The following is a 20909-nucleotide window of genomic DNA, read 5'->3' on the forward strand; positions in this document are numbered from 1 at the left end:
GCGACAGGTCCATGCGCTGTCGTTCACAAAGAGACTGCAATGTTGGGCTACGCTGTGATGATCAACGTCAATTAGGTTACGGATATCTGAGCCGTGAGGTTCTGCTGCATATAGTCCAGAAAACGGCGCTGGAATAATAAGGTATGTTCATGAGCTGCTGCTTCAGCGGCATCGCCGTCTCGGGCTGCGATTGCTTGAATAATATCGTCGTGATCGCGGCCTAGGCGATTAGCGCTCGCTGAACTTACGATATAGTCGAAGTGAAGATGCAGTAAACGCTGCCCCTCGCCCAGCAGGCGCTCGTAATAGTTGATGAAATACGGATTGCGCCCTGCCCGCGCGATGGCCATGTGAAATGCTTTGTTAAGCTCAGACATGACTTGGAAGTCTCCGCTGGTTACAGCGTTTAAATAAGCCGCATCCGCCTGGCGGATAGCTTCGAGATCTTCTGGGCGATGCTGAGTGGCTGCCAAACGAGTGACGACTCGCTGCATTAGATCCAAGGCAGCGACATAGTTGGGGAACTCCTCGATCTCGAAAGGCGTAACCAGCGTCGTGCGATTGGGCAGGATAACTACCAGGCCTTCAGTGATGAGCCGTGCCAGTGCGTCGCGAACAGGGGAGCGAGAAAGGCCAAACTGCGCCGCAAGGGATACTTCATCCAATTGCACGCCTGGCTTGAGCTTGAGAGTCAAAATCTGCTTGCGCAGCTCTTCGTAAATGTAGCGGCCGCCATGGCGACGAGGGCCGCTTTCAATTTCATTATCAGTTGCCATCATCAGGTCTCGGTTGGTCAGGCCAGTATCATACAGGCCAGTACTTTTTTCATATCGTAATCGTTACCGACAACGTGTCCGTTGGACCGAGACTCCAGGTTAGCTTCGTTGGATGTCATCCTCCGGTATTTGAAGCACCCAAGACAAAAGGAGGTGCATGAGCCGGGTTCCGATCTCAACGGCTAAGCATGCTTATTTCCTTCCGGTGTAACAGGTCACGACAATCGTCATTTTCTTCTTCTGCATAGACAAACCTAAAGTGAAATCTGCCTGAAGACGGGGCCGTGCTCGTGTGACTTCTGAGCACGGCCCAGCAAAGGTCACTGGTCTATACCTTCTCCCCAGGTATCGCTTAGCATGAAGCCCGCAGCCAGTGGATCATCCGGGTCTACTCCCAACTGCTGAAGCCCATACAGCCATGCGCGTCCGGTGACCCGTGGCAGCACCGCTGCTCTTCCGGCCACCTCGGTAGCCCCAAGTAACTCGACTTGGAATTGCCCGCCAATGGTCGAGCGCGACACCAAGCTATCACCAGCCTGGACCTGACCACGTGCAGCCAAAGTAGCGAGATTGGCCGAACTACCCGTACCGCAAGGCGAGCGGTCTACACGGCCTGGGGGCAGGGTGGTGCAGGTTTGATAGGTCCGCTCGTCAACCCGGTTGCGGAACATCACATATGCCACCTCGTTGACAGACGGCAGCAGCGGATGCTGGATATTCAACTGACGATTGATTACATCCTTGAGCGCCACACCGGCATCGGCCAACGCCCGAGCGTTTTCTGGAGCTATGCTCAACCCGGTCTGATACACGTCGATCAACGCGTAGTAAACACCCCCGAAAGCCACATCGACCTTAATTTTACCGAAAATTTCAGTTTCGATAACCAGATCAAGGTGTTCGACAAATGCCGGCACCATGTCCAGCGATACGCTCAGGCAACGACCGTCAGCGCACTTGGCCCGGGCGGTGACCAGACCAGCCGGGGTGTCCAGCACCACGGTGGTTTCTGGTTCCTGCATCGGCACCATGCCCAATTCAAGCAAGGCGGTCACGACGCAGATGCAGTTACTGCCTGACATGGGGTGCGCTTTGTCCGCCTGAAGCACGATGAAACCAGCATGTGCTTCGGGGCGGGTGGGCGGCAGTAGCAAATTGACCGACATCTGCAGACAGCCGCGGGGCTCCAAAGTCACCAAGCGACGAAGACTGTCGTCGACCTCGTTGATGTAGTTCATTTTGTCCAGCATGGTGGCGCCTGGAATGCCAAGGACGCCACCCGTGATGACTTTGCCGATCTCGCCTTCGCAGTGCACTTCTGCCAGTTGCAGGGTCTGTTTCCAACGCATGGCGCTACCTCACTTAATGTACCAGCCCCAAGGCTGATCGCTGTTAAAGCTGGTGATTTGCTTGGTTTCGAGGTAGTTGTTCAGGCCCCACTCACCTAGCTCGCGACCAATACCGCTTTGCTTGTAACCGCCCCACGGGGCTTCGGTGAAGGTCGGTTGGGAGCAGTTGATCCAAACAATTCCCGCTCGGAATTTACGCGCCACGCGCTCGCAACGCTGCAGGTCCTTCGACATGACCGCGGCACCCAGGCCGAAGCGCGAGTTGTTGGCCGATTTTACAGCTTCGTCTTCAGTATCGAATGGACGGATGCAGACGACAGGACCGAAAATTTCTTCATTCCAGATCCAGCTGTCTTCCGGTACATCGGCGAACACGGTCGGCTGCAGGTAGAAGCCTTTGTCCAGGTGTGCCGGGCGCTCGCCCCCCGATACCAGGCGCGCGCCTTCTTCCAAACCGCGGGAAATGGCTCGCAGGGTTCCGTCGTATTGATTGCGGTTGACCAGTGGGCCGAGCAGTACGCCTTCTTCCATACCGTTGCCGATCTTGATCTTGCTTGCTTCTTCCGCCAAGCGAGCCAGTAATGGTTCGTACGCGGAACGCTCAACCAACACTCGCGATGTTGCGGAGCAGACTTCGCCTTTGTTCCAGAAAATCCCGAACATGATCCACTCGACTGCTGCTTCGATGTCGCTGTCGGCGAAGATGACGAACGGCGACTTCCCGCCCAGCTCTAGAGTGACGTTCTTGATGTCCTGAGCGGCCGCTTGCATGATGCGGCTACCTACCGGAACGCTACCGGTGAAGGCCAGTTTGTCCACGCCGGGATGTGCGGTTAGCGCTGCGCCGACTGTGGTGCCTGGGCCAGTGACGATGTTCAATACACCAACTGGCAAGCCGGCTTCATCGGCAATGCGTGCCAACTCTAGCGCGGTCAGCGATGTCTGCTCGGCAGGCTTAAGGATAATGCAGCAGCCTGCCGCCAAGGCCGGCGCGATTTTCCACGAGGCCATCAGCATCGGGAAGTTCCAAGGCACGATGGCCCCGGCTACTCCGATGGGCTCCTTGCGTGCCAGCGAGCTGAAACGATCATCGGACAGCGTTACTGCTTTCTCACGCTTCGCATCCAGCTCTTCAGCCATGTTGGCGTAGAAATCGAAGCAACCAGCAGTGTCGCCGATGTCCCACATTGCTTCCGGGAATGGCTTGCCGTTATCGCGTACTTCAATGGTCGCCAGTTCTTCCTGACGTGCACGAATGCCGTCGGCGATTTTGCGCAAATAGGCACCACGCTCGGCCCCGCTCATGCGCGGCCAAGGGCCCTCATCGAAGGCTGCGCGGGCAGCTTTTACGGCGAGATCGATGTCTTCGGCGGAGCCGGATGCTACGGTGGCGATCAGGCTTTCGTCACTCGGATCGTACGATGGAAAACTACCGCCGTTGACTGGGGTGACCCACTGGCCATTGATGTAGAACTGGTCGTAGCGGTTCATGCGTTTCCTCCAAGGACGGCAAAGCGTCGGGCACTGAATGCAGAGAGATTCTGAGTAGGGGTGCGTTGAGCAGCGAGGTCACTTACCAGGCGACCAGTGGTGGCGCCAAGGGTGAGACCAAGCTGGCCATGGCCGAATGCCAGGATGGCGTTCTTGAGCCGTGGCGAGCGGTCGATTACAGGTTTGGTGTCTGGCAGAAATGGCCGATAACCGACGCCAAATTCCATGCCCTGGGTGTTCAGTTGCGGCAAGACGCGGCGGGCCTTTTCCATGATGATTTCGGCGCGCTTGAAATTCGGTTCGGAGTTGGGCGCAGCAAACTCGATGGTTCCGCCAATCTGAAGACCGCGGGTCATCGGTGCGAAGCAAAAGCCGCCGTCTGCATAAATCACGGAGTGACGGATTTCAACGCCCGGCTGCGGGAGTACCGCCTGGTAACCGGCAATGCCGGCGAGCGGGATGTTCACGCCGAGCGTATCAAAGAAGGATCTGGAACCGGTGCCAGCAGCGACAACCAGAAGACTGGCGGGAATCCGGCTGCCATCGCCCAGCGTCACGCCAGTAGCCTGGTCGTGGTTCTCGTTGATCTTCACCACCAGTTGGCGCAGACGTACACCGCCTTGGGCAATGAAACTTTCAGTCAGGGCGGCGATGAAGCCTTCGGTGTCGTTCACCGCGCGCCAGTCAGGGAACATCAGGCCATGCTGGAATTTTCCAGCCAAGGCCGGCTCCAGGTCGCCAATTGCTGCACCGTCCAACTCCTCGGAGCGGAAACCGAGTTGCTTGCGCAGTTCCAGATGCGGCCGCTCGTGGGCCAGGCCTGCAGAGGAGTCGAATACTTCCAGGATTGGCCGATCGCCGAGCAAGGTTTTGTCCGGGCAGGCGTCGAGGAGTGGAGCATAGTCTTTATAAACATGCTGGGTCAGGCGGGCCATGTCCTTGGCGATCTCATTGATCTTCGAAGGTCGTGCACAGGCGAGGAAGCGCATGAACCACGGCAGGATCCCAGGCAGCGCGCTAGGGCGCAGGGCCAAGGGGCCTTTTTGATCGAGCAACCAGCCAGGGATCTTCATTAGGATGCCGGGCTTGGAAAGAGGGATTACTTCGCTTACTGCCATCTGGCCGCAGCTCCATTTGGCGGTACTGTCGCCAGCAGCTGCGGGGTCGATGAGGGTGACCCGGTGGCCGTCGCGCTGCAGGTACAGCGCGCAGCAAACGCCGACGATACCGCCGCCGATGACTACAGCCTGTTGCGATGACGCTTGCGGGTTGTTCATGGGGCAATGCTCTATGAATAGGTAGACGGGGCGAGGAGCGGTGTGGGAGGGCAGACTCATTGCGTCCTGGCCCTCCCACTACAAGGTACTCCGAAGAGCTAACTTGTTAGGCCTGCGAAGCTTCGAATACCTTACGGAATTCGGTTTTCTCTTCCTCGGTCAGTGGCAGCAACGGTGCACGGGCATTGCCGACCTTGAAGCCGGCCAGCTCGGTTCCGTACTTGACCTTCTGCACGAACTTACCGCTCTCCAGGTTGGCCATGGCCGGGAACAAGCTGCGCATGATGTCCTGGGCGCCGCGAATGTCGCCGTTAGTGAAGGCGTTGTGGAAAGCTACGACCTTCTCCGGGAAGATGTTGGCTGGGCCGCAGATCCAGCTGTCAGCGCCCCACAGGTAGAAGTCCAAGGCTTGGTCGTCGGAGCCGCAGGACAACTGGATGCCCTTGTATTTCTCACCGATTTCGATCGCTCGCAACAGGTTGCCGCTGCTTTCCTTGATGCCGATGACGCGTGGGTGCTGGTGCAGCGCGGCGATCACGTCCATGCCGACCTCAACGTTGGTGCGAATTGGGTAGTTGTAGAGCACTACGTTGATCTCGGGGAATGTTTCGAGAATCGTGTTGTAGTGAGCCAGCAGCTCTTCCTGAGACGGCAGGGCGTAGTAAGGTGGAGCGATCAACAAGTTGGTATAGCCTGCGTCGACGGTCTGCTTGATCTGCTCCAACACTTCGCGGGTGCAAGAACCATTAGCGCCTGCGATCAGGGTGCCCCGGTCGCCGACCACTTCTTTAACGGTGGCCAGGATTTGACGGCGCTCTTCGTTAGTCAGGGCGTAATACTCACCAGTCGAGCCCAGTGGAACAAAACCTTTGACGCCGGCGGCCAGTTGATGCTCCAGGATCGAGGCCAAGGTGTCGTGATCGACTTTGCCTGCGGCATCAAATGGGGTGACCAAGGCAGGCAAAATACCGTTCAGTTTCATGTTGAAGTCTCCGGGGTGGTTTCAGATCAGTTAGGTCAGTAGGCGTAGCGGCGCAGCAGGCGCCCTTCGACCACACCAACCAATCGGGTCAGCGGGAAGGCTACGAGGAAGTAGATGACCGCTACCGCCGAGAGGAACTCGACAGGGCGGGCGGTGCTGTTAGAAATGTTTTGGCCAACGAACATCAAGTCCGCGACGCCGACCGAGGAGATCAGCGCGCTTTCCTTGAACAAGCTGACTACGTTCGACAGCAGTGGCGGCACGGCGCGCAGCAGGGCTTGGGGAAAGATCACATAGAGCACCTTGACCTTAGAGGTCAGGCCCAAAGCAGTGCAGGCGTCATGCTGCTCGCTGGCGATGGACTTGAGCGCGCCGCGGAAGGTCTCGCTGGTGATCGCACCCATGAATAGGGTCAGTGAGATCAGCACCGAGATGTACGGCGGGATGTCCAATCCAAACACCACAGGGAAGCAGAAGAACACCCAGAACAACTGGATCAGCAGTGGCGTGCCGCGAAAGAACTCCACGTACAAGGTCAGCGGTAGGCGCACCAATGGGGTTTTGATCTGGCGCAACATGCTGATCATAAAGCCCAGCAGGCTACCCAACAAAGCGCAGACGCCTGTGAATGCGAGAGTCAGGGCCAAGCCTTTAAGCAGTACTGGCCAGTAGTGCAGAACAACTGAGAAATCGAGTGGCATGACTATCTCCTCACCGCTGGCCGGCCATTTCCTGGCGCCGTTCGAACCACTGCACCAACTGCGCGATCGGCAGCGACATGGCGAAGTAGATCAAGGCGATCAGGGTGTAAGTTTCCAATGGGCGGTAAGCCTCAGTGGCCAAGCTCTTGCCCACATACATCAGGTCGGCGACGGCAACAATTGCCACCAGTGCGCTCTGTTGAAGGGTGCCGATGCCGTTGGTAATCAGTACTGGAAGGGCGCTACGTAGGGCTTGCGGTAAGATCACGTAGAAGGTCCGCTGCCATGGCTTCAGACCCAGAGCCACGCAGGCGTCCAGATGCTCGCGGGGCACTGCTTGAACACCTGCGCGATACGCTTCAGCGTTGAACGCGGTGAGGTTAAGGCCCAGTGCCAAGAAACCCATGGCAACAGGGTCGATGAACACATCGAAAAGCATCGGCACGCAGTAAAAGAACCAGACGATTTGTAAGAGCGCTGGGGTGCAGCGGAAGAACTCGATGAATAGCTGTGCTGGCCAACGAATGAAGAACCAACGGTTCAACGTCATAAGGCACAGGAAGAAACCAAGGACCAGCCCGATCATGTTGGAAACGAGGGCCAATTGAAGTGTGACCTTGAGCCCATCCAGCAGCGCCGGAAAGGTGCCGCTTAAAAAGTGAAAATCAAATTGATAGTTCATTGTCTCGCCCTCAATCCAGGTGCAGGACCTTTTCCAGGAACTCGCGGGTACGCGGTTCGCATGGGCTGGTGAAGAGCTGATCGGGGTGGCCTTGTTCGACCACCTTGCCGTTGGCGCAGAACACCACTCGGGTGGCAATGTGGCGGGCGAAGTGCATGTCATGGGTGACGATGATCATCGCCATTTTTTGCTCAGCCAGCTGCAACATCACGTTCTGTACTTCAATGACCATTTCAGGGTCTAGAGCCGAGGTGACTTCATCAAACAACATCAGTCGCGGTTCCAGCATCAACGCGCGGGCGATTGCAACGCGTTGCTTTTGTCCGCCGGATAGTTGGCTTGGATAAGCGTGCAGTTTGCTTTCCAGGCCTAGTCTGGCCAGGTAGGCGCGAGCCTTCTCGGTTGCTTCGGCTTTGCTCAGACCATGAACTTTGACCGGGGCGAGGATCAGGTTGCCCAGCACTGACAGGTGCGGGAACAAGGTGTAATGCTGGAACACCATACCGATCTGCTTGTGCAGGGTTTCGTCCAGTGGTTTGCCCTGTTTGCGACTTCCGTCGATGTAGGGCTTGCCCTGAAAGTTGATCGTTCCACCCTGAATGCTTTCAAGTCCCATCAGCACTCGCAGCAGCGAGCTTTTGCCGCTGCCGGATGGGCCGATGATCACTAGGCGGTCGTCGGCGCGCATGTCCAGATTCATCTGGTCCATCACCACCAGTTGCTCACCGTAGGCCTTTCGCACATCGCGCAGTTGGATGAAATCCCCGCTGTTAGCGGAATCCGGGGTAAGCGAAGCCTGTGACTGGGCTGCTACCAAATAAGGAGTATTCATGACAGTCGTCTCCGCGAGGGTCTCTGATTAGAAGCCCCCGCATGTCAGCGGGAGTTACTGGGCTTTGTTGCCCGCAATGATCTCGGCAGAAGCTTTGTCCACCAACTGGTCGATCTCACCTGCCTCACGGCGTTGAGTCAGATACGCATCCAGTTGTGCGAGATCTTCAGATGGTGTTTCGCGCGGGAGGGCAAAGGACACACCTTGTTTGGCTAGCGCTGGGACCGGTAGCACTTCCTTGGTCCATTCGTTGGCCAGTGCGAACAGATGGTTAGTGTCGTTAGCGTCAGCGAGCACATCAGCGCGACGCGACATCAAGGCCATACGGGTTTCATCGGAGCCGGGCAAGCGCATGAGGGTGGCGTTCTTGATGGCGCCCGAGACAGCTTTATCGGCAGCAGTGCCGGAGATCACGGCGATGGTCACGCCAGGCTTGTCATAGTCGGCGAGGTTGTTGCCGGCGCCATTGAATTTTGGGTTCTTCTGATTGGTCAGCAAAGAAATCTGATAGTCGGTAGCCGGCACCGAAAATGCTACGGCCTTGGCTCTCTCCGGCGTCTGGTTCAACGCCATGGCCATATCCCATTTCCCGCTCTGCAAGCCAGCTACTTGGTTATCCCAACTGGTGTCGACGAACTGCGCTTTAACCTTGAGTACGTTTTCAGCGAAGTCGCGGCAAAGATCAACGAAGAAGCCGCTGTATTGCCCGGTTGATGGGTCGCGCATCACATAAGGTGCGGCAACTGCCGCGCCGCAGCGTAATACGCCGGCTTGCTGAACGTTTTGCCAGGTTTGAGTTTCCGCTTGAACACTGGGCTGTATGAAAAGTGCGATAGCTGCCGCGAGGCCGGCGACGCCACTAGAAGCGGGGCGGGAAAGTAAACGAACCATTTTGAATCTCTCCGTAATTTGTTGTTGTAGACAGAAGAGCAAGCAAAAGAAAAGCAACGCTGTTTTTGTGAGTGCTGCAATGTGTGCAGCGATGTATTCAGGCTATTGCCAATCCGTCGGTTGTGTCAACACGGCATGCAGATTTTTTTTACGAACGGATGTCCTTCACCCTCCTATGCGATCAACGGCACATTTGGAGGGTGGGGCAGGCTGCGAGGTCGGAAAAGGAAGGGATGAGGCGGAGGAGAAAATAGCTAGGCTGGGGTGTTATTAAGTTGTAGTTCGTTGAGGAAACGCTCAAGGATCAGGTTCTGCCGACGTCCTTTGCGGGTAGCGATGGCGAGCTTTGAATCAAAATACAATCTGGCAGGATCAAGCGCTGCCATAAGCCCTTTCTCCACCCAAGTTGCGGCGTAATGATCGGGAAGGAATCCGATGTAACTTCCCGTCAGGATCAAGAATGCAATGCCCTCTCGGTCAGTCGCGGACGCCGCTACATTGAGCAGTTGGTGCAGGCCGATGGCTTCCGCAGTCATCCTGTAGGTAGGCACTACGGCGTCAGCAAGCATGAGGTCTTTATCACCCACGTGTTCTGCGGTGGAGAATAAGGGGTGTTCATGACTGCAATACAGGTTTGATCGCTCCTCGTAGAGCAGGCTGTAGTCCAGGCCTGATAGCGGCGTGATCAGTGGTACTGCCCCTACGTGTAGTCGACCGTCAAGCAGTCCACGTTCGATTTCACCAGGAGTGCTCATGCTGAGGTTGATGCGCACGCCGGTGCCTTCGGCCCGCACCGCTTTGAGCGCATGTGTTATGCGCATTTTTGGTTGTGTAACCAAGTTGTTGACGATGGCAACGTTGAGGTCGCCGCGCAGGTTTTGATGCATCTGGTTGACCTCGCTGCGAAACCCTTCGATGGCCGCTAGGACGGTTTCACTCGCTCGCAAGACCTCTCTTCCTTCATCCGTCAGCGCGAATCCGGCCCGCCCGCGCTGGCACAAACGCATGCCAAGGCGTTTCTCAAGGTCTCCCATGTGAAGACTGATGGCAGATCGAGTGATGCCTAGCACACTCTCTGCCGCTGAGAAGCTTCCGCATTCGGCAACCGTCTTGAATACGCGTAACAGCCTTAGATCGAAATCACTTACTTGATGAAGCGGGACTTTTTTAGTCATTGGTGAATTTTCCGATAACTGAATGAAAGAAAATATAGATTTATCGTACATGATATTCCAGCACAAGCTACGCGACATCCACCCGCTGCTCAGGATCAGTGTCATGAATCAGGCCTTGCAAACAAGAATCTCTTTGGCCAGTGGGCTCAAATTGGACTCGCACTGGATGCCGTTCTCATCGAACCGCAATTTCCAGAAAGATCCACGATTTATTGTTGGAGCCAAAGGCAATCACCTGATCGATGAGCACGGTCGCGAAGTATTCGACGGCCTTTCCGGCCTTTGGACCTGCGGCGCTGGCCATTCGCGCAAAGAAATCGCCGATGCCGTAGCCAAGCAACTGGTCACCTTGGACTACGCGCCAGCCTTTCAGTATGGCCACCCGCTGTCCTTTAAGCTGTCGGAAAAGATTGCCAGCCTAACCCCCAGCAACCTCAATCATGTGCTCTTCACAGGCTCCGGCTCTGAAAGCGCAGATACCTCCATCAAGATGGCGCGTGCCTATTGGCGTCTGAAAGGCCAACCGCAGAAAACCAAACTGATCGGTCGGGCCCGCGGTTACCACGGCGTGAACGTCGCGGGCACCGCATTGGGGGGGATCGGTGGCAATCGCAAGATGTTCGGCCATCTGATGGATGTCGACCACCTGCCGCACACCTTGCAGCCGGAACTGGCCTTTACCAAGGGCGCTGCTGAGACCGGTGGGGTGGCGCTGGCCAGTGAGCTATTGAAACTCATCGAGCTGCACGATGCCTCGAACATCGCAGCGGTCATTGTCGAGCCCATGTCCGGCTCGGCTGGCGTCATCGTTCCGCCGCAAGGCTATTTGCAGCGCCTGCGTGAAATCTGCGACCAGCACAACATTCTATTGATCTTCGATGAAGTCATTACCGCCTTTGGGCGAATGGGCACCATGACGGGGGCCGAGTATTTCGGTGTTACGCGGATCTGATGAACGTGGCAAAACAGATTACAAACGGTGCTATTCCGATGGGAGCCGTGATTGCCACGAGAGAGATCTATGACACGTTCATGTATCAGGCATCTCCTGATCACGCTGTCGAATTCACTCATGGCTATACCTATTCCGCCCACCCCGTGGCCTGCGCCGCTGCTCTCGCGACATTGGAGTTGCTGGAGAAGGAAAACCTGATTCAGCAGTCTGCGGATCTGGCGCCGCATCTTGAGAAGGCCATTCATGACCTCAAGGGCGCGAAGCACGTCGTCGATGTCCGCAATTGCGGGCTTGCTGGTGCATTGCAAATCGCTCCGCGCGACGGTGATCCGATTATCCGGCCCTTCGAAGCAGGTATGGCGCTGTGGAAAGCAGGTTTCTACGTCCGTTTCGGCGGCGACACCCTGCAGTTCGGGCCCACCTTCAATACAAAACCCCAGGAACTGGATCGTATGTTCGATGCAGTCGGCGAAGCCCTGCAAGGAATCAACTGATCAGCATGCCCCCGTACGCTAAGGGTAGCTCCTTCACTTAATAGATAGACAGCTTGTCACCAAGCTAGAGGAAAGAAGATGGCAACTATCAAGCATTTGATCAATGGTGAGCACTTCGCTGACGATGGCCGCACCACTGACGTATTCAACCCAGCCACAGGTCAGGCAATCCACAAGCTGGGCCTGGCGAGCCGCGCCACAGTGCAAAAAGCCATCGAGTCTGCGCAAGCGGCTTTCCCGGCCTGGCGCAACACCCCTCCAGCCAAGCGTGCACAGGTGATGTTCCGCTTCAAGCAGTTGCTGGAGGCGAATGAGCAGCGTATCGCCCAACTGATCAGCGAAGAGCATGGCAAGACCATCGAGGACGCCGTCGGCGAACTCAAGCGTGGCATCGAGAACGTTGAGTTTGCGTCTGCCGCTCCCGAGATCCTCAAAGGTGAATACAGCCGTAACGTTGGCCCGAATATCGATGCCTGGAGTGATCTTCAGCCGATTGGCGTCGTGGCCGGCATCACTCCTTTCAACTTCCCGGCGATGGTGCCGTTGTGGATGTATCCGCTGGCCATTGCCTGCGGTAACTGCTTCATCCTCAAGCCATCTGAGCGTGATCCAAGCTCCACATTGCTGATTGCCGAACTGCTGCACGAAGCTGGCCTGCCGAAGGGCGTACTGAACGTCGTGCATGGCGACAAGGAAGCCGTGGATGCACTGATCGAAGCCCCTGCGGTCAAGGCCCTGAGCTTCGTCGGCTCCACGCCGATCGCCGAGTACATCTATGCCGAAGGCACCAAGCGCGGCAAGCGCGTCCAGGCCTTGGGTGGCGCGAAAAATCACGCTGTGTTGATGCCAGACGCTGATCTGAACAATGCCGTTAGCGCACTGATGGGGGCCGCCTACGGCTCGTGCGGCGAGCGTTGCATGGCGATTTCCGTCGCTGTTTGCGTGGGTGATCAGGTTGCAGATGCACTGATCGCCAAGCTGGAACCGCAAATCAGGGCGCTGAAGATCGGTGCCGGTACCACCTGCGGGCTGGACATGGGGCCGCTGGTGACCGCCGCCGCACGCGACAAGGTGCTGGGTTACATCGATGACGGAGTGGCCGCTGGTGCCACGGTGGTGGTCGATGGCCGCGGCTTCAAAGTCGCGGGCAACGAAGAAGGTTACTTCGTCGGCGGTACCTTGTTCGATCGCGTTACCCCAGAGATGCGCATCTACAAGGAGGAGATCTTTGGCCCGGTGCTGTGCATTGTCCGCGTGAATAGCCTGGAAGAAGCGATCCAACTGATCAACGACCATGAGTACGGCAACGGCACCTGCATCTTCACCCGTGATGGTGAGTCGGCCCGTCTGTTCTGCGACGAGATCGAAGTGGGCATGGTCGGTGTCAACGTGCCACTGCCCGTGCCGGTGAGCTACCACAGCTTCGGCGGCTGGAAGCGCTCGCTGTTTGGCGACCTGCACGCTTACGGTCCTGACGGCGTGCGTTTCTATACCCGAAAGAAAGCCATCACTCAGCGCTGGCCACAACGCACCAGTCACGAAGCAGCTCAATTCGCTTTCCCTAGCAATGGCTAACTAAGGGCAGGCACTCAGTTCGAGTGTCTGCGTCAGGCTCCCTGCAATTGATCGGGAGCCTGCGGCAGCACTTTTCTTTCGAATTTATTATTTTAAAAGGTCGATGATTAACATGCCGATTACCAATCAATCTGTGAAGGATCTTGATCGCGAGTTTGTATTTCACTCGTGGTCGACTCAAGGAGCACTCAACCCTTTAGTGATCGCAGGTGGGGAGGGTTCTACGGTATGGGACTATGAAGGCAAGCGTTATCTGGATTTCTCGAGCCAGCTCGTCAATACCAACCTCGGTCATCAGCATCCAGCGGTCATCGCGGCGATTCAGGAGCAAGCGGCCACTCTGACCACCGTTGCGCCATCGACTGCCAACTTTATGCGAGGCGAGGCGGCCAAGCGCATTATTGAGCAGGCACCTGAGGGCTTTAAAAAAGTCTTCTTCACGAATGGTGGCGCCGATGCCAATGAAAACGCGATCCGCATGGCCCGCCTCTTCACCGGGCGGGATAAGGTGTTGTCATCCTACCGCTCGTATCACGGCAATACCGGATCGGCGATTGTTGCTACGGGTGACCCACGTCGCGTGCCGAATGAGTACGCACGTGGCCATGTTCACTTCTTCACGCCTTATCTGTATCGCAGCGAGTTCAATGCGCAGACTGAGGTCGAAGAGACGGAGCGTGCACTCCGTCATCTGCGACGAGTAATTGAGAGCGAAGGTTCGAGTTCGATCGCGGCGATTCTTCTCGAAAGTCTCCCGGGCACGGCCGGCATTCTGATGCCGTCCGCGTCCTATATGCAGGGTGTACGCGAACTGGCAAATGAGTTCGGCATTTTGCTCATCTTGGACGAAGTTATGTCCGGTTTTGGTCGGACGGGCAAGTGGTTTGCCCTAGAACACTATGGTGTAGTGCCTGATCTGATCACCTTCGCCAAGGGTGTGAACTCTGGGTATGTCCCTGTCGGCGGCGTTGTGATCTCGGAGCAGCTGTGCGCTTATTTCGAAACGCGCTACTTCCCTGGAGGCCTGACCTACTCTGGGCACCCGCTTGCCATGGCCTCGATTGTCGCCTCGATTGACGCGATGCGTAAGGAAGGGGTTGTAGAAAATGCCTTGAACATCGGAGCCAATTGCTTGGGGCCGCGTCTGCGTGACCTGCAGAAGCGTCATACATCGATCGGTGAGGTGCGCGGTGCTGGTGTGTTCTGGGCTTTGGAGTTTGTTAGCAATAAAGAAAGTCGCGCACCGTTGGCTGCACAAACGATGCAGGTGCTCAAGGCCAAGCTGATGGAGCGTGGTCTGTTGCCGTTTGTGGTCGAGAACCGCATTCACGTGGTTCCGCCATGCATCATCAGTGCTGAAGAGGTTGAAGCGGGTATCGCCATCCTGGATGAAGTAATCGGCTCGGTGCTTGGCTAATACGTTTAAGAGTCGACGCGTGGATGGATGCTCCATAAACAATTGTGAGCATCATCTCTATTGGTTTTTATTGCAGTTCAGAGGATTTCATGAGCGTTATCACTCATCTTATTAACGGCGAACCCTATTCAGAAAGTGGCCGTACCTGCGATGTATTCAACCCAGCCACAGGTCAGGCAATCCACAAGCTGGGCCTGGCGAGCCGCGCCACAGTGCAAAAAGCCATCGAGTCTGCGCAAGCGGCTTTCCCGGCCTGGCGCAACACCCCTCCAGCCAAGCGTGCACAGGTGATGTTCCGCTTCAAGCAGTTGCTGGAGGCGAATGAGCAGCGTATCGCCCAACTGATCAGCGAAGAGCATGGCAAGACCATCGAGGACGCCGTCGGCGAACTCAAGCGTGGCATCGAGAACGTTGAGTTTGCGTCTGCCGCTCCCGAGATCCTCAAAGGTGAATACAGCCGTAACGTTGGCCCGAATATCGATGCCTGGAGTGATCTTCAGCCGATTGGCGTCGTGGCCGGCATCACTCCTTTCAACTTCCCGGCGATGGTGCCGTTGTGGATGTATCCGCTGGCCATTGCCTGCGGTAACTGCTTCATCCTCAAGCCATCTGAGCGTGATCCAAGCTCCACATTGCTGATTGCCGAACTGCTGCACGAAGCTGGCCTGCCGAAGGGCGTACTGAACGTCGTGCATGGCGACAAGGAAGCCGTGGATGCACTGATCGAAGCCCCTGCGGTCAAGGCCCTGAGCTTCGTCGGCTCCACGCCGATCGCCGAGTACATCTATGCCGAAGGCACCAAGCGCGGCAAGCGCGTCCAGGCCTTGGGTGGCGCGAAAAATCACGCTGTGTTGATGCCAGACGCTGATCTGAACAATGCCGTTAGCGCACTGATGGGGGCCGCCTACGGCTCGTGCGGCGAGCGTTGCATGGCGATTTCCGTCGCTGTTTGCGTGGGTGATCAGGTTGCAGATGCACTGATCGCCAAGCTGGAACCGCAAATCAGGGCGCTGAAGATCGGTGCCGGTACCACCTGCGGGCTGGACATGGGGCCGCTGGTGACCGCCGCCGCACGCGACAAGGTGCTGGGTTACATCGATGACGGAGTGGCCGCTGGTGCCACGGTGGTGGTCGATGGCCGCGGCTTCAAAGTCGCGGGCAACGAAGAAGGTTACTTCGTCGGCGGTACCTTGTTCGATCGCGTTACCCCAGAGATGCGCATCTACAAGGAGGAGATCTTTGGCCCGGTGCTGTGCGTTGTCCGTGTGAATAGCTTGGAAGAGGCGATCCAGCTGATCAACGACCATGAGTACGGCAACGGCACCTGCATCTTTACCCGCGATGGTGAGTCGGCTCGTCTGTTCTGTGACGAGATCGAAGTGGGCATGGTCGGTGTCAACGTGCCGCTGCCGGTGCCGGTGAGTTACCACAGTTTCGGCGGCTGGAAGCGTTCCTTGTTTGGCGACCTGCACGCTTACGGCCCTGACGGCGTGCGTTTCTATACCCGTAAGAAAGCCATCACTCAGCGCTGGCCACAACGCACCAGTCACGAAGCAGCTCAATTCGCTTTCCCTAGCAATGGCTAAGGCAGGCACCTTGTTCGAGTAACAGCGTCATCACTGGTCAGACGGGATTTGAGATGCGCTGTTGCTTGCACCCGTAGAGTTCTACGGTTTACCCGCTAACCATTTTGGTTAGCGGGCTCCTCACCAGGAACCCTTCGTCTAAAGCTTTGGCTTAAGACCTGGCCGCTACCACACTGGCGGCCTTTTTTTGCGCTGGTTTTAGCGAATCGAGCCTACTTCTTAGAGAACTAGACTTGCCATTCCTTAGGTGATCGCATCGTTCCGCAAGAATAAAAACACAGAGAGCATCAATGAATATCAAGCAAAAGTTGACTTGGGCCTTCGCTGTGATTGCTAGCTTGCCCATTATCCTGGTGGCTATTGTGGTCATCCTCAATCTTCGTGACAAAGCCAGAGAAAATTTCCTGGATAGCAGCAGTCGGGAAATCCACCAGGTCAGTAATGCGATGAGCATCTTTTTCCAGGGGATTGCTCAGAACGTCGACTTTCTGGCGACGCAATCCGAGATGACCGATACCGGCAACAACCTGAACAAGTATCAGCAAACCCATACCCAAATCGTGAAGTTAGGTGACCAAGATCGGCGTGTGACCGAGTTGTTCGACCGTCTGGGCAAGACCCACCCCCATTACGCCTACATCTCCTATGGTGTCAGCGATGGCGGCCATGTCACCTGGCCGGCAGGTCAAATACTGTCCAACTACGACCCGCGCCAACGGCCCTGGTACCAGCAGGCGATGGCCAATCCCGGAAAGACCCAGCGCACTGCCCCATACTACTGGGCCGGCGACGACGCGGTGTTGGTCAGCACCGTGCGCACGGTGGCCAACCAGCTCGGTAACTTGGGGGGAGTGGTCAATATTGATGTGTCACTAAAGGGCCTCACCGAGATCGTCAAGCAGATCAAGCTCGGGGAAAGTGGTTACCTGATTCTGATGGAAAACAACGGCAACGTGATGGTCGATCCACGCGATGCCAGCCACAACTTTAAGCAATTGGAGAGCTTTGGCCCGGGTTATGCGGAACTGGCCAGGGCCGGCAAGGGGTTGATTGAGGTCTCGATCAACGGCGAACGCTACATGGCCAATGTCTATTCCGACGTACAACTGGGTTGGACGTTCATCGGCCTGATCCAGCAGGAAGAGGTGATGCAGGCCGCCACCCACCTGACTTGGCTGGTTGGTACGCTAGCGCTCGTTCTGGCCCTCGTATTTGCCGCAGTCGGCGTCAGCTTTGCCAAATTCATTGTGCGCCCGATCAATAGTGTCACCCGCGGCCTGGAGGATATCGCCCAGGGTGAAGGAGACCTGACTCGCGACTTGGAAGTACGTGGGCGTGACGAAACCGCGCATTTGGCCAGTTGGTTCAACCAGTTCCTCGGCACGATCCGCAGCCTGATCCAGCAGATCGGCATGGCCGCCGGCAAGATTCTTAGTACCTCGGCCAGCTCGACTCGTGTGTCCGGCGATATGGCGCAAGCGGCCAGCCGGCAGCGCGAAGCCGTGGATATGGTTTCTACCGCCTTCCATGAAATGGTCACCACCGCTAACGAGGTGGCCCGTTCCTGCGGGCTAGCTGCCCAATCGGCCGATAACGGTCAACAGCAGGCTCATGAGGGCCAGCAGCAGATCGATGCCGCTGTGCAGAGTGTTGGTCTGCTCAGTCAGGAGATCGAGCAGTCGGCGTTGTCGATCCAGCAATTGGAGCGTGATAGCAACTCCATCCAATCAATTCTCGGTACCATTCGCTCGATTGCCGAGCAGACCAACCTGCTTGCTCTGAACGCTGCCATCGAAGCTGCGCGGGCTGGCGACCAAGGTCGAGGGTTTGCCGTCGTTGCCGACGAAGTCCGTGCGCTGGCCAAGCGTACCGCCGATTCAACCTCAGAAATTGACGGTTTGTTGGGAAGCCTTGCCGGCCGCACGGCTCAAGTGGCCGAGCAGATGCACGCTAGCCTGGAAGTCTCGGTGCAATCGGTCAGCCGCATCGGCAGGGCGAGGGACAGCTTTGGACAGATCCGCGAGTCGGTAGACATCATTCGAGACATGAACACCCAGATCGCCACGGCTGCCGAACAGCAGCATCAAGTAGCAGAGGAAATCCAGCAGCACATGAGCCAGATTCATGGGGATGCGCGGTTGGTTGCTGAACTTGCTCAGTCCGCACGTCTAGATTCAGAAAGCCTAGCGAGCTTGTCCGGTGAGCTGGATTCGTTGGTCCGGCGTTTCCGCACTTAGGGTTGAGTTGGGAGTCCCGGCTAAACGTTGTGATGAGCCGGGACTGCTGCGCAGGAGTGTAAGCCAGCGCTAGAGAGGAGAGCGGACCCTTTTGCTAGTTGGTAGCCAGGAAGAACCAGGTTTCCAGCACGGAGTCCGGGTTCAACGAAACGCTCTCGATGCCCTGCTCCATCAGCCACTTGGCCAGATCCGGGTGGTCGGAAGGGCCCTGGCCGCAGATGCCGATGTATTTACCGGCCTTGTTACAGGCGGCAATCGCATTGGCCAGCAGCTTCTTGACCGCCGGGTTACGCTCGTCGAACAGGTGGGCGATGATCCCGGAGTCGCGGTCCAGGCCCAGGGTCAACTGGGTCAGGTCGTTGGAACCGATGGAGAAACCGTCGAAGAACTCAAGGAACTCTTCAGCCAGGATCGCGTTGGATGGCAGCTCGCACATCATGATCACGCGCAAGCCGTTTTCGCCACGGGCCAGGCCGTTTTCCGCCAGCAGGTCGACGACCTGGCTCGCTTCGCCGAGGGTGCGCACGAACGGCACCATGATCTCGACGTTGGTCAGGCCCATCTCGTTACGCACGCGCTTCAGAGCCCGGCATTCGAGCTCGAAGCAGTCACGGAACGACTCGCTGATGTAGCGCGAAGCCCCGCGGAAGCCCAGCATCGGGTTCTCTTCTTCCGGCTCGTAGAGCTTGCCGCCGATCAGGTTGGCGTACTCGTTGGACTTGAAGTCCGACAGGCGCACGATGACTTTTTTCGGCGAGAACGCCGCCGCCAGGGTGCTGATGCCTTCCACCAGCTTCTCGACGTAGAAACCGACCGGATCGTCGTAGCCGGCAATGCGCTTGTCGACGCTGTCCTTGATTTCCTGTGGCAGGCCGTCGTAGTTCAACAGCGCCTTGGGGTGCACGCCGATCATGCGGTTGATGATGAACTCCAGGCGGGCCAGGCCCACGCCGGCATTCGGCAACTGCGCGAAGTCGAAGGCGCGGTCCGGGTTGCCGACGTTCATCATGATCTTGAACGGCAGCTCCGGCATGGCGTCCACGGAGTTTTTCTTGATGTCGAAGCCCAGCTCGCCTTCGAAGATGTAGCCGGTATCGCCTTCGGCGCAGGAAACGGTAACGCCCTGGCCGTCCTTGAGCAATTGGGTGGCGTTGCCGCAACCAACAACCGCCGGGATTCCCAGTTCACGGGCGATGATTGCCGCGTGGCAGGTACGCCCGCCACGGTTGGTGACGATGGCGCTGGCGCGCTTCATCACCGGTTCCCAGTCCGGGTCGGTCATGTCGGATACCAATACGTCGCCGGCCTGGACCTTGTCCATCTCCGAGACGTCCTTGATGATCCGCACCTTGCCCGCGCCGATGCGCTGGCCGATGGCTCGGCCTTCCACCAGCACGGTGCCGGTTTCCTTGAGCAGGTAGCGCTCCATGACGTTGGCCTGGGTGCGGCTCTTCACGGTTTCCGGACGGGCCTGCACGATGTACAGCTTGCCGTCGTCACCGTCCTTGGCCCATTCGATGTCCATCGGGCACTTGTAGTGCTGCTCGATGATCATCGCCTGCTTGGCCAGCTCGCTGACTTCAGCGTCGGTCAGGCAGAAACGCGCGCGCTCGGCCTTGTCCACGTCGACGGTCTTCACCGAGCGACCGGCCTTGGCTTCGTCGCCGTAGATCATCTTGATGGCCTTGCTGCCCAGGTTGCGGCGCAGGATGGCCGGGCGACCGGCTTGCAGCGTGCCTTTGTGAACGTAGAACTCATCCGGGTTCACCGCGCCTTGCACGACGGTTTCACCCAGGCCGTAGGCGCCGGTGATGAACACCACGTCACGGAAGCCCGACTCGGTGTCGAGGGTGAACATCACGCCGGCGGTGCCGGTTTCGGAGCGGACCATGCGCTGCACACCCGCGGAGAGGGCGACCAATTTGTGGTCGAAGCCCTGGTGCACGCGGTAGGAAATGGCACGGTCGTTGAAAAGGGAGGCGAAGACTTCCTTGGCGGCGCGGATGACGTTTTCCACGCCACGGATGTTCAGGAAGGTTTCCTGCTGGCCGGCGAAGGAGGCATCCGGGAGGTCTTCGGCGGTGGCCGAGGAACGCACGGCGACGGCGATGTCGGGATTGCCTTCGGATAGCTTGGCGAAAGCGGTGCGGATCTCGGCGTTGAGTTTCTCGGGGAACTCGGCTTCCATGATCCATTGGCGGATCTGGGCACCGGTCTTGGCCAGGGCATTGACGTCATCGACGTCCAGGGCATCGAGCGCATCGTGGATCTGCTTGTTCAGGCCGCTCAGTTCCAGGAAATCACGATAAGCCTGGGCGGTCGTGGCGAAGCCACCTGGCACCGATACGCCGGCACCGGCGAGGTTGCTGATCATCTCGCCCAGGGATGCGTTCTTGCCCCCCACATGCTCAACGTCATGAGCGCCAATGCTTTCAAAGAAAACTACATATTCAACCACTTTAATCTCTCCGATAAACGTAGCGGGGCAC

General features: G+C 57.4%; 14 protein-coding genes and 3 pseudogenes. 6 read left to right on the forward strand and 11 right to left on the reverse strand.

Features of this window, described 5'->3' with window-relative positions:
• Window positions 1-71: 71 nt before the first annotated feature.
• The 10 genes from M1D99_RS12210 to M1D99_RS12255 form a co-directional block, all read right to left on the reverse strand.
• Window positions 72-779 (reverse strand): GntR family transcriptional regulator, encoded by a 708-nt coding sequence (locus tag M1D99_RS12210; RefSeq protein WP_458131917.1) that lies wholly within the window; start codon window positions 777-779, stop codon window positions 72-74.
• 317 nt (window positions 780-1096) lie between these two features.
• Window positions 1097-2125: a proline racemase family protein gene (locus M1D99_RS12215; RefSeq protein WP_458131918.1), complete on the reverse strand. Its 1029-nt coding sequence runs from the start codon at window positions 2123-2125 to the stop codon at window positions 1097-1099.
• A gap of 9 nt (window positions 2126-2134) precedes the next feature.
• On the reverse strand, window positions 2135-3616 hold the full coding sequence (locus M1D99_RS12220; RefSeq protein ID WP_458131919.1) for an aldehyde dehydrogenase family protein: 1482 nt from the start codon (window positions 3614-3616) through the stop codon (window positions 2135-2137).
• Window positions 3613-4953, reverse strand: coding sequence for an NAD(P)/FAD-dependent oxidoreductase (locus tag M1D99_RS12225; RefSeq protein WP_458131920.1), 1341 nt, complete (start codon window positions 4951-4953; stop codon window positions 3613-3615). Before M1D99_RS12225 ends, M1D99_RS12220 begins: the two co-directional genes overlap by 4 nt.
• 46 nt (window positions 4954-4999) lie before the next feature.
• Window positions 5000-5875 carry a 4-hydroxy-tetrahydrodipicolinate synthase gene (dapA, locus tag M1D99_RS12230; protein WP_458131921.1) on the reverse strand — a complete coding sequence of 292 codons (876 nt, stop codon included), beginning with the start codon at window positions 5873-5875 and terminating at the stop codon, window positions 5000-5002.
• Between the two features lie 35 nt (window positions 5876-5910).
• Window positions 5911-6576, reverse strand: a complete 666-nt coding sequence (locus M1D99_RS12235) for an amino acid ABC transporter permease (RefSeq protein WP_458131922.1) — start codon at window positions 6574-6576, stop codon at window positions 5911-5913.
• A 10-nt stretch (window positions 6577-6586) separates the two neighbouring features.
• Window positions 6587-7258 carry an amino acid ABC transporter permease gene (locus M1D99_RS12240; RefSeq protein ID WP_458131923.1) on the reverse strand — a complete coding sequence of 224 codons (672 nt, stop codon included), beginning with the start codon at window positions 7256-7258 and terminating at the stop codon, window positions 6587-6589.
• A 10-nt stretch (window positions 7259-7268) separates the two neighbouring features.
• Window positions 7269-8090: an amino acid ABC transporter ATP-binding protein gene (locus tag M1D99_RS12245; protein ID WP_458131924.1), complete on the reverse strand. Its 822-nt coding sequence runs from the start codon at window positions 8088-8090 to the stop codon at window positions 7269-7271.
• A 54-nt stretch (window positions 8091-8144) separates the two neighbouring features.
• On the reverse strand, window positions 8145-8981 hold the full coding sequence (locus M1D99_RS12250; RefSeq protein WP_458131925.1) for a transporter substrate-binding domain-containing protein: 837 nt from the start codon (window positions 8979-8981) through the stop codon (window positions 8145-8147).
• Window positions 8982-9235: 254 nt separating this feature from the next.
• Window positions 9236-10156: a LysR family transcriptional regulator gene (locus M1D99_RS12255; RefSeq protein WP_458132135.1), complete on the reverse strand. Its 921-nt coding sequence runs from the start codon at window positions 10154-10156 to the stop codon at window positions 9236-9238.
• A 103-nt stretch (window positions 10157-10259) separates the two neighbouring features.
• Between M1D99_RS12255 and M1D99_RS12260 the strand changes: the two are divergent.
• The 6 genes and pseudogenes from M1D99_RS12260 to M1D99_RS12285 form a co-directional block, all read left to right on the forward strand.
• Window positions 10260-11605, forward strand: a pseudogene (locus tag M1D99_RS12260) (aminotransferase class III-fold pyridoxal phosphate-dependent enzyme).
• Between the two features lie 78 nt (window positions 11606-11683).
• Entirely contained in the window at window positions 11684-13180 is a 1497-nt protein-coding gene (locus M1D99_RS12265; RefSeq protein WP_458131926.1) for a CoA-acylating methylmalonate-semialdehyde dehydrogenase, read from the forward strand.
• A gap of 112 nt (window positions 13181-13292) precedes the next feature.
• A complete protein-coding gene (locus tag M1D99_RS12270; protein ID WP_458131927.1) occupies window positions 13293-14597 on the forward strand; it encodes an aminotransferase class III-fold pyridoxal phosphate-dependent enzyme in 1305 nt (434 codons plus the stop codon).
• Window positions 14598-14686: 89 nt separating this feature from the next.
• Window positions 14687-16183, forward strand: a complete 1497-nt coding sequence (locus tag M1D99_RS12275; protein ID WP_458131928.1) for a CoA-acylating methylmalonate-semialdehyde dehydrogenase — start codon at window positions 14687-14689, stop codon at window positions 16181-16183.
• A gap of 446 nt (window positions 16184-16629) precedes the next feature.
• Window positions 16630-17562: pseudogene (locus tag M1D99_RS12280) on the forward strand (cache domain-containing protein); the annotation flags it as partial.
• Window positions 17563-17823: 261 nt separating this feature from the next.
• Window positions 17824-18420: pseudogene (locus tag M1D99_RS12285) on the forward strand (methyl-accepting chemotaxis protein); the annotation flags it as partial.
• A 94-nt stretch (window positions 18421-18514) separates the two neighbouring features.
• Here M1D99_RS12285 and ppsA read toward each other — a convergent pair.
• The gene (ppsA, locus tag M1D99_RS12290) at window positions 18515-20878 is read right to left on the reverse strand and encodes a phosphoenolpyruvate synthase (RefSeq protein ID WP_458131929.1); all 2364 of its coding nucleotides are present in this window, start codon (window positions 20876-20878) and stop codon (window positions 18515-18517) included.
• Window positions 20879-20909 lie beyond the last annotated feature (31 nt).

This window comes from Pseudomonas sp. R3-41, from assembly GCF_054161485.1.

Bases quoted from the DNA above. Each gene is read 5' to 3' on its own strand.
- M1D99_RS12210 (WP_458131917.1), bottom strand. From the start codon at position 779: ATGATGGCAACTGATAATGAAATTGAAAGCGGCCCTCGTCGCCATGGC.
- M1D99_RS12215 (WP_458131918.1), bottom strand. From the start codon at position 2,125: ATGCGTTGGAAACAGACCCTGCAACTGGCAGAAGTGCACTGCGAAGGC.
- M1D99_RS12220 (WP_458131919.1), bottom strand. From the start codon at position 3,616: ATGAACCGCTACGACCAGTTCTACATCAATGGCCAGTGGGTCACCCCA.
- M1D99_RS12225 (WP_458131920.1), bottom strand. From the start codon at position 4,953: ATGAGTCTGCCCTCCCACACCGCTCCTCGCCCCGTCTACCTATTCATA.
- dapA (WP_458131921.1), bottom strand. From the start codon at position 5,875: ATGAAACTGAACGGTATTTTGCCTGCCTTGGTCACCCCATTTGATGCC.
- M1D99_RS12235 (WP_458131922.1), bottom strand. From the start codon at position 6,576: ATGCCACTCGATTTCTCAGTTGTTCTGCACTACTGGCCAGTACTGCTT.
- M1D99_RS12240 (WP_458131923.1), bottom strand. From the start codon at position 7,258: ATGAACTATCAATTTGATTTTCACTTTTTAAGCGGCACCTTTCCGGCG.
- M1D99_RS12245 (WP_458131924.1), bottom strand. From the start codon at position 8,090: ATGAATACTCCTTATTTGGTAGCAGCCCAGTCACAGGCTTCGCTTACC.
- M1D99_RS12250 (WP_458131925.1), bottom strand. From the start codon at position 8,981: ATGGTTCGTTTACTTTCCCGCCCCGCTTCTAGTGGCGTCGCCGGCCTC.
- M1D99_RS12255 (WP_458132135.1), bottom strand. From the start codon at position 10,156: ATGACTAAAAAAGTCCCGCTTCATCAAGTAAGTGATTTCGATCTAAGG.
- M1D99_RS12265 (WP_458131926.1), top strand. From the start codon at position 11,684: ATGGCAACTATCAAGCATTTGATCAATGGTGAGCACTTCGCTGACGAT.
- M1D99_RS12270 (WP_458131927.1), top strand. From the start codon at position 13,293: ATGCCGATTACCAATCAATCTGTGAAGGATCTTGATCGCGAGTTTGTA.
- M1D99_RS12275 (WP_458131928.1), top strand. From the start codon at position 14,687: ATGAGCGTTATCACTCATCTTATTAACGGCGAACCCTATTCAGAAAGT.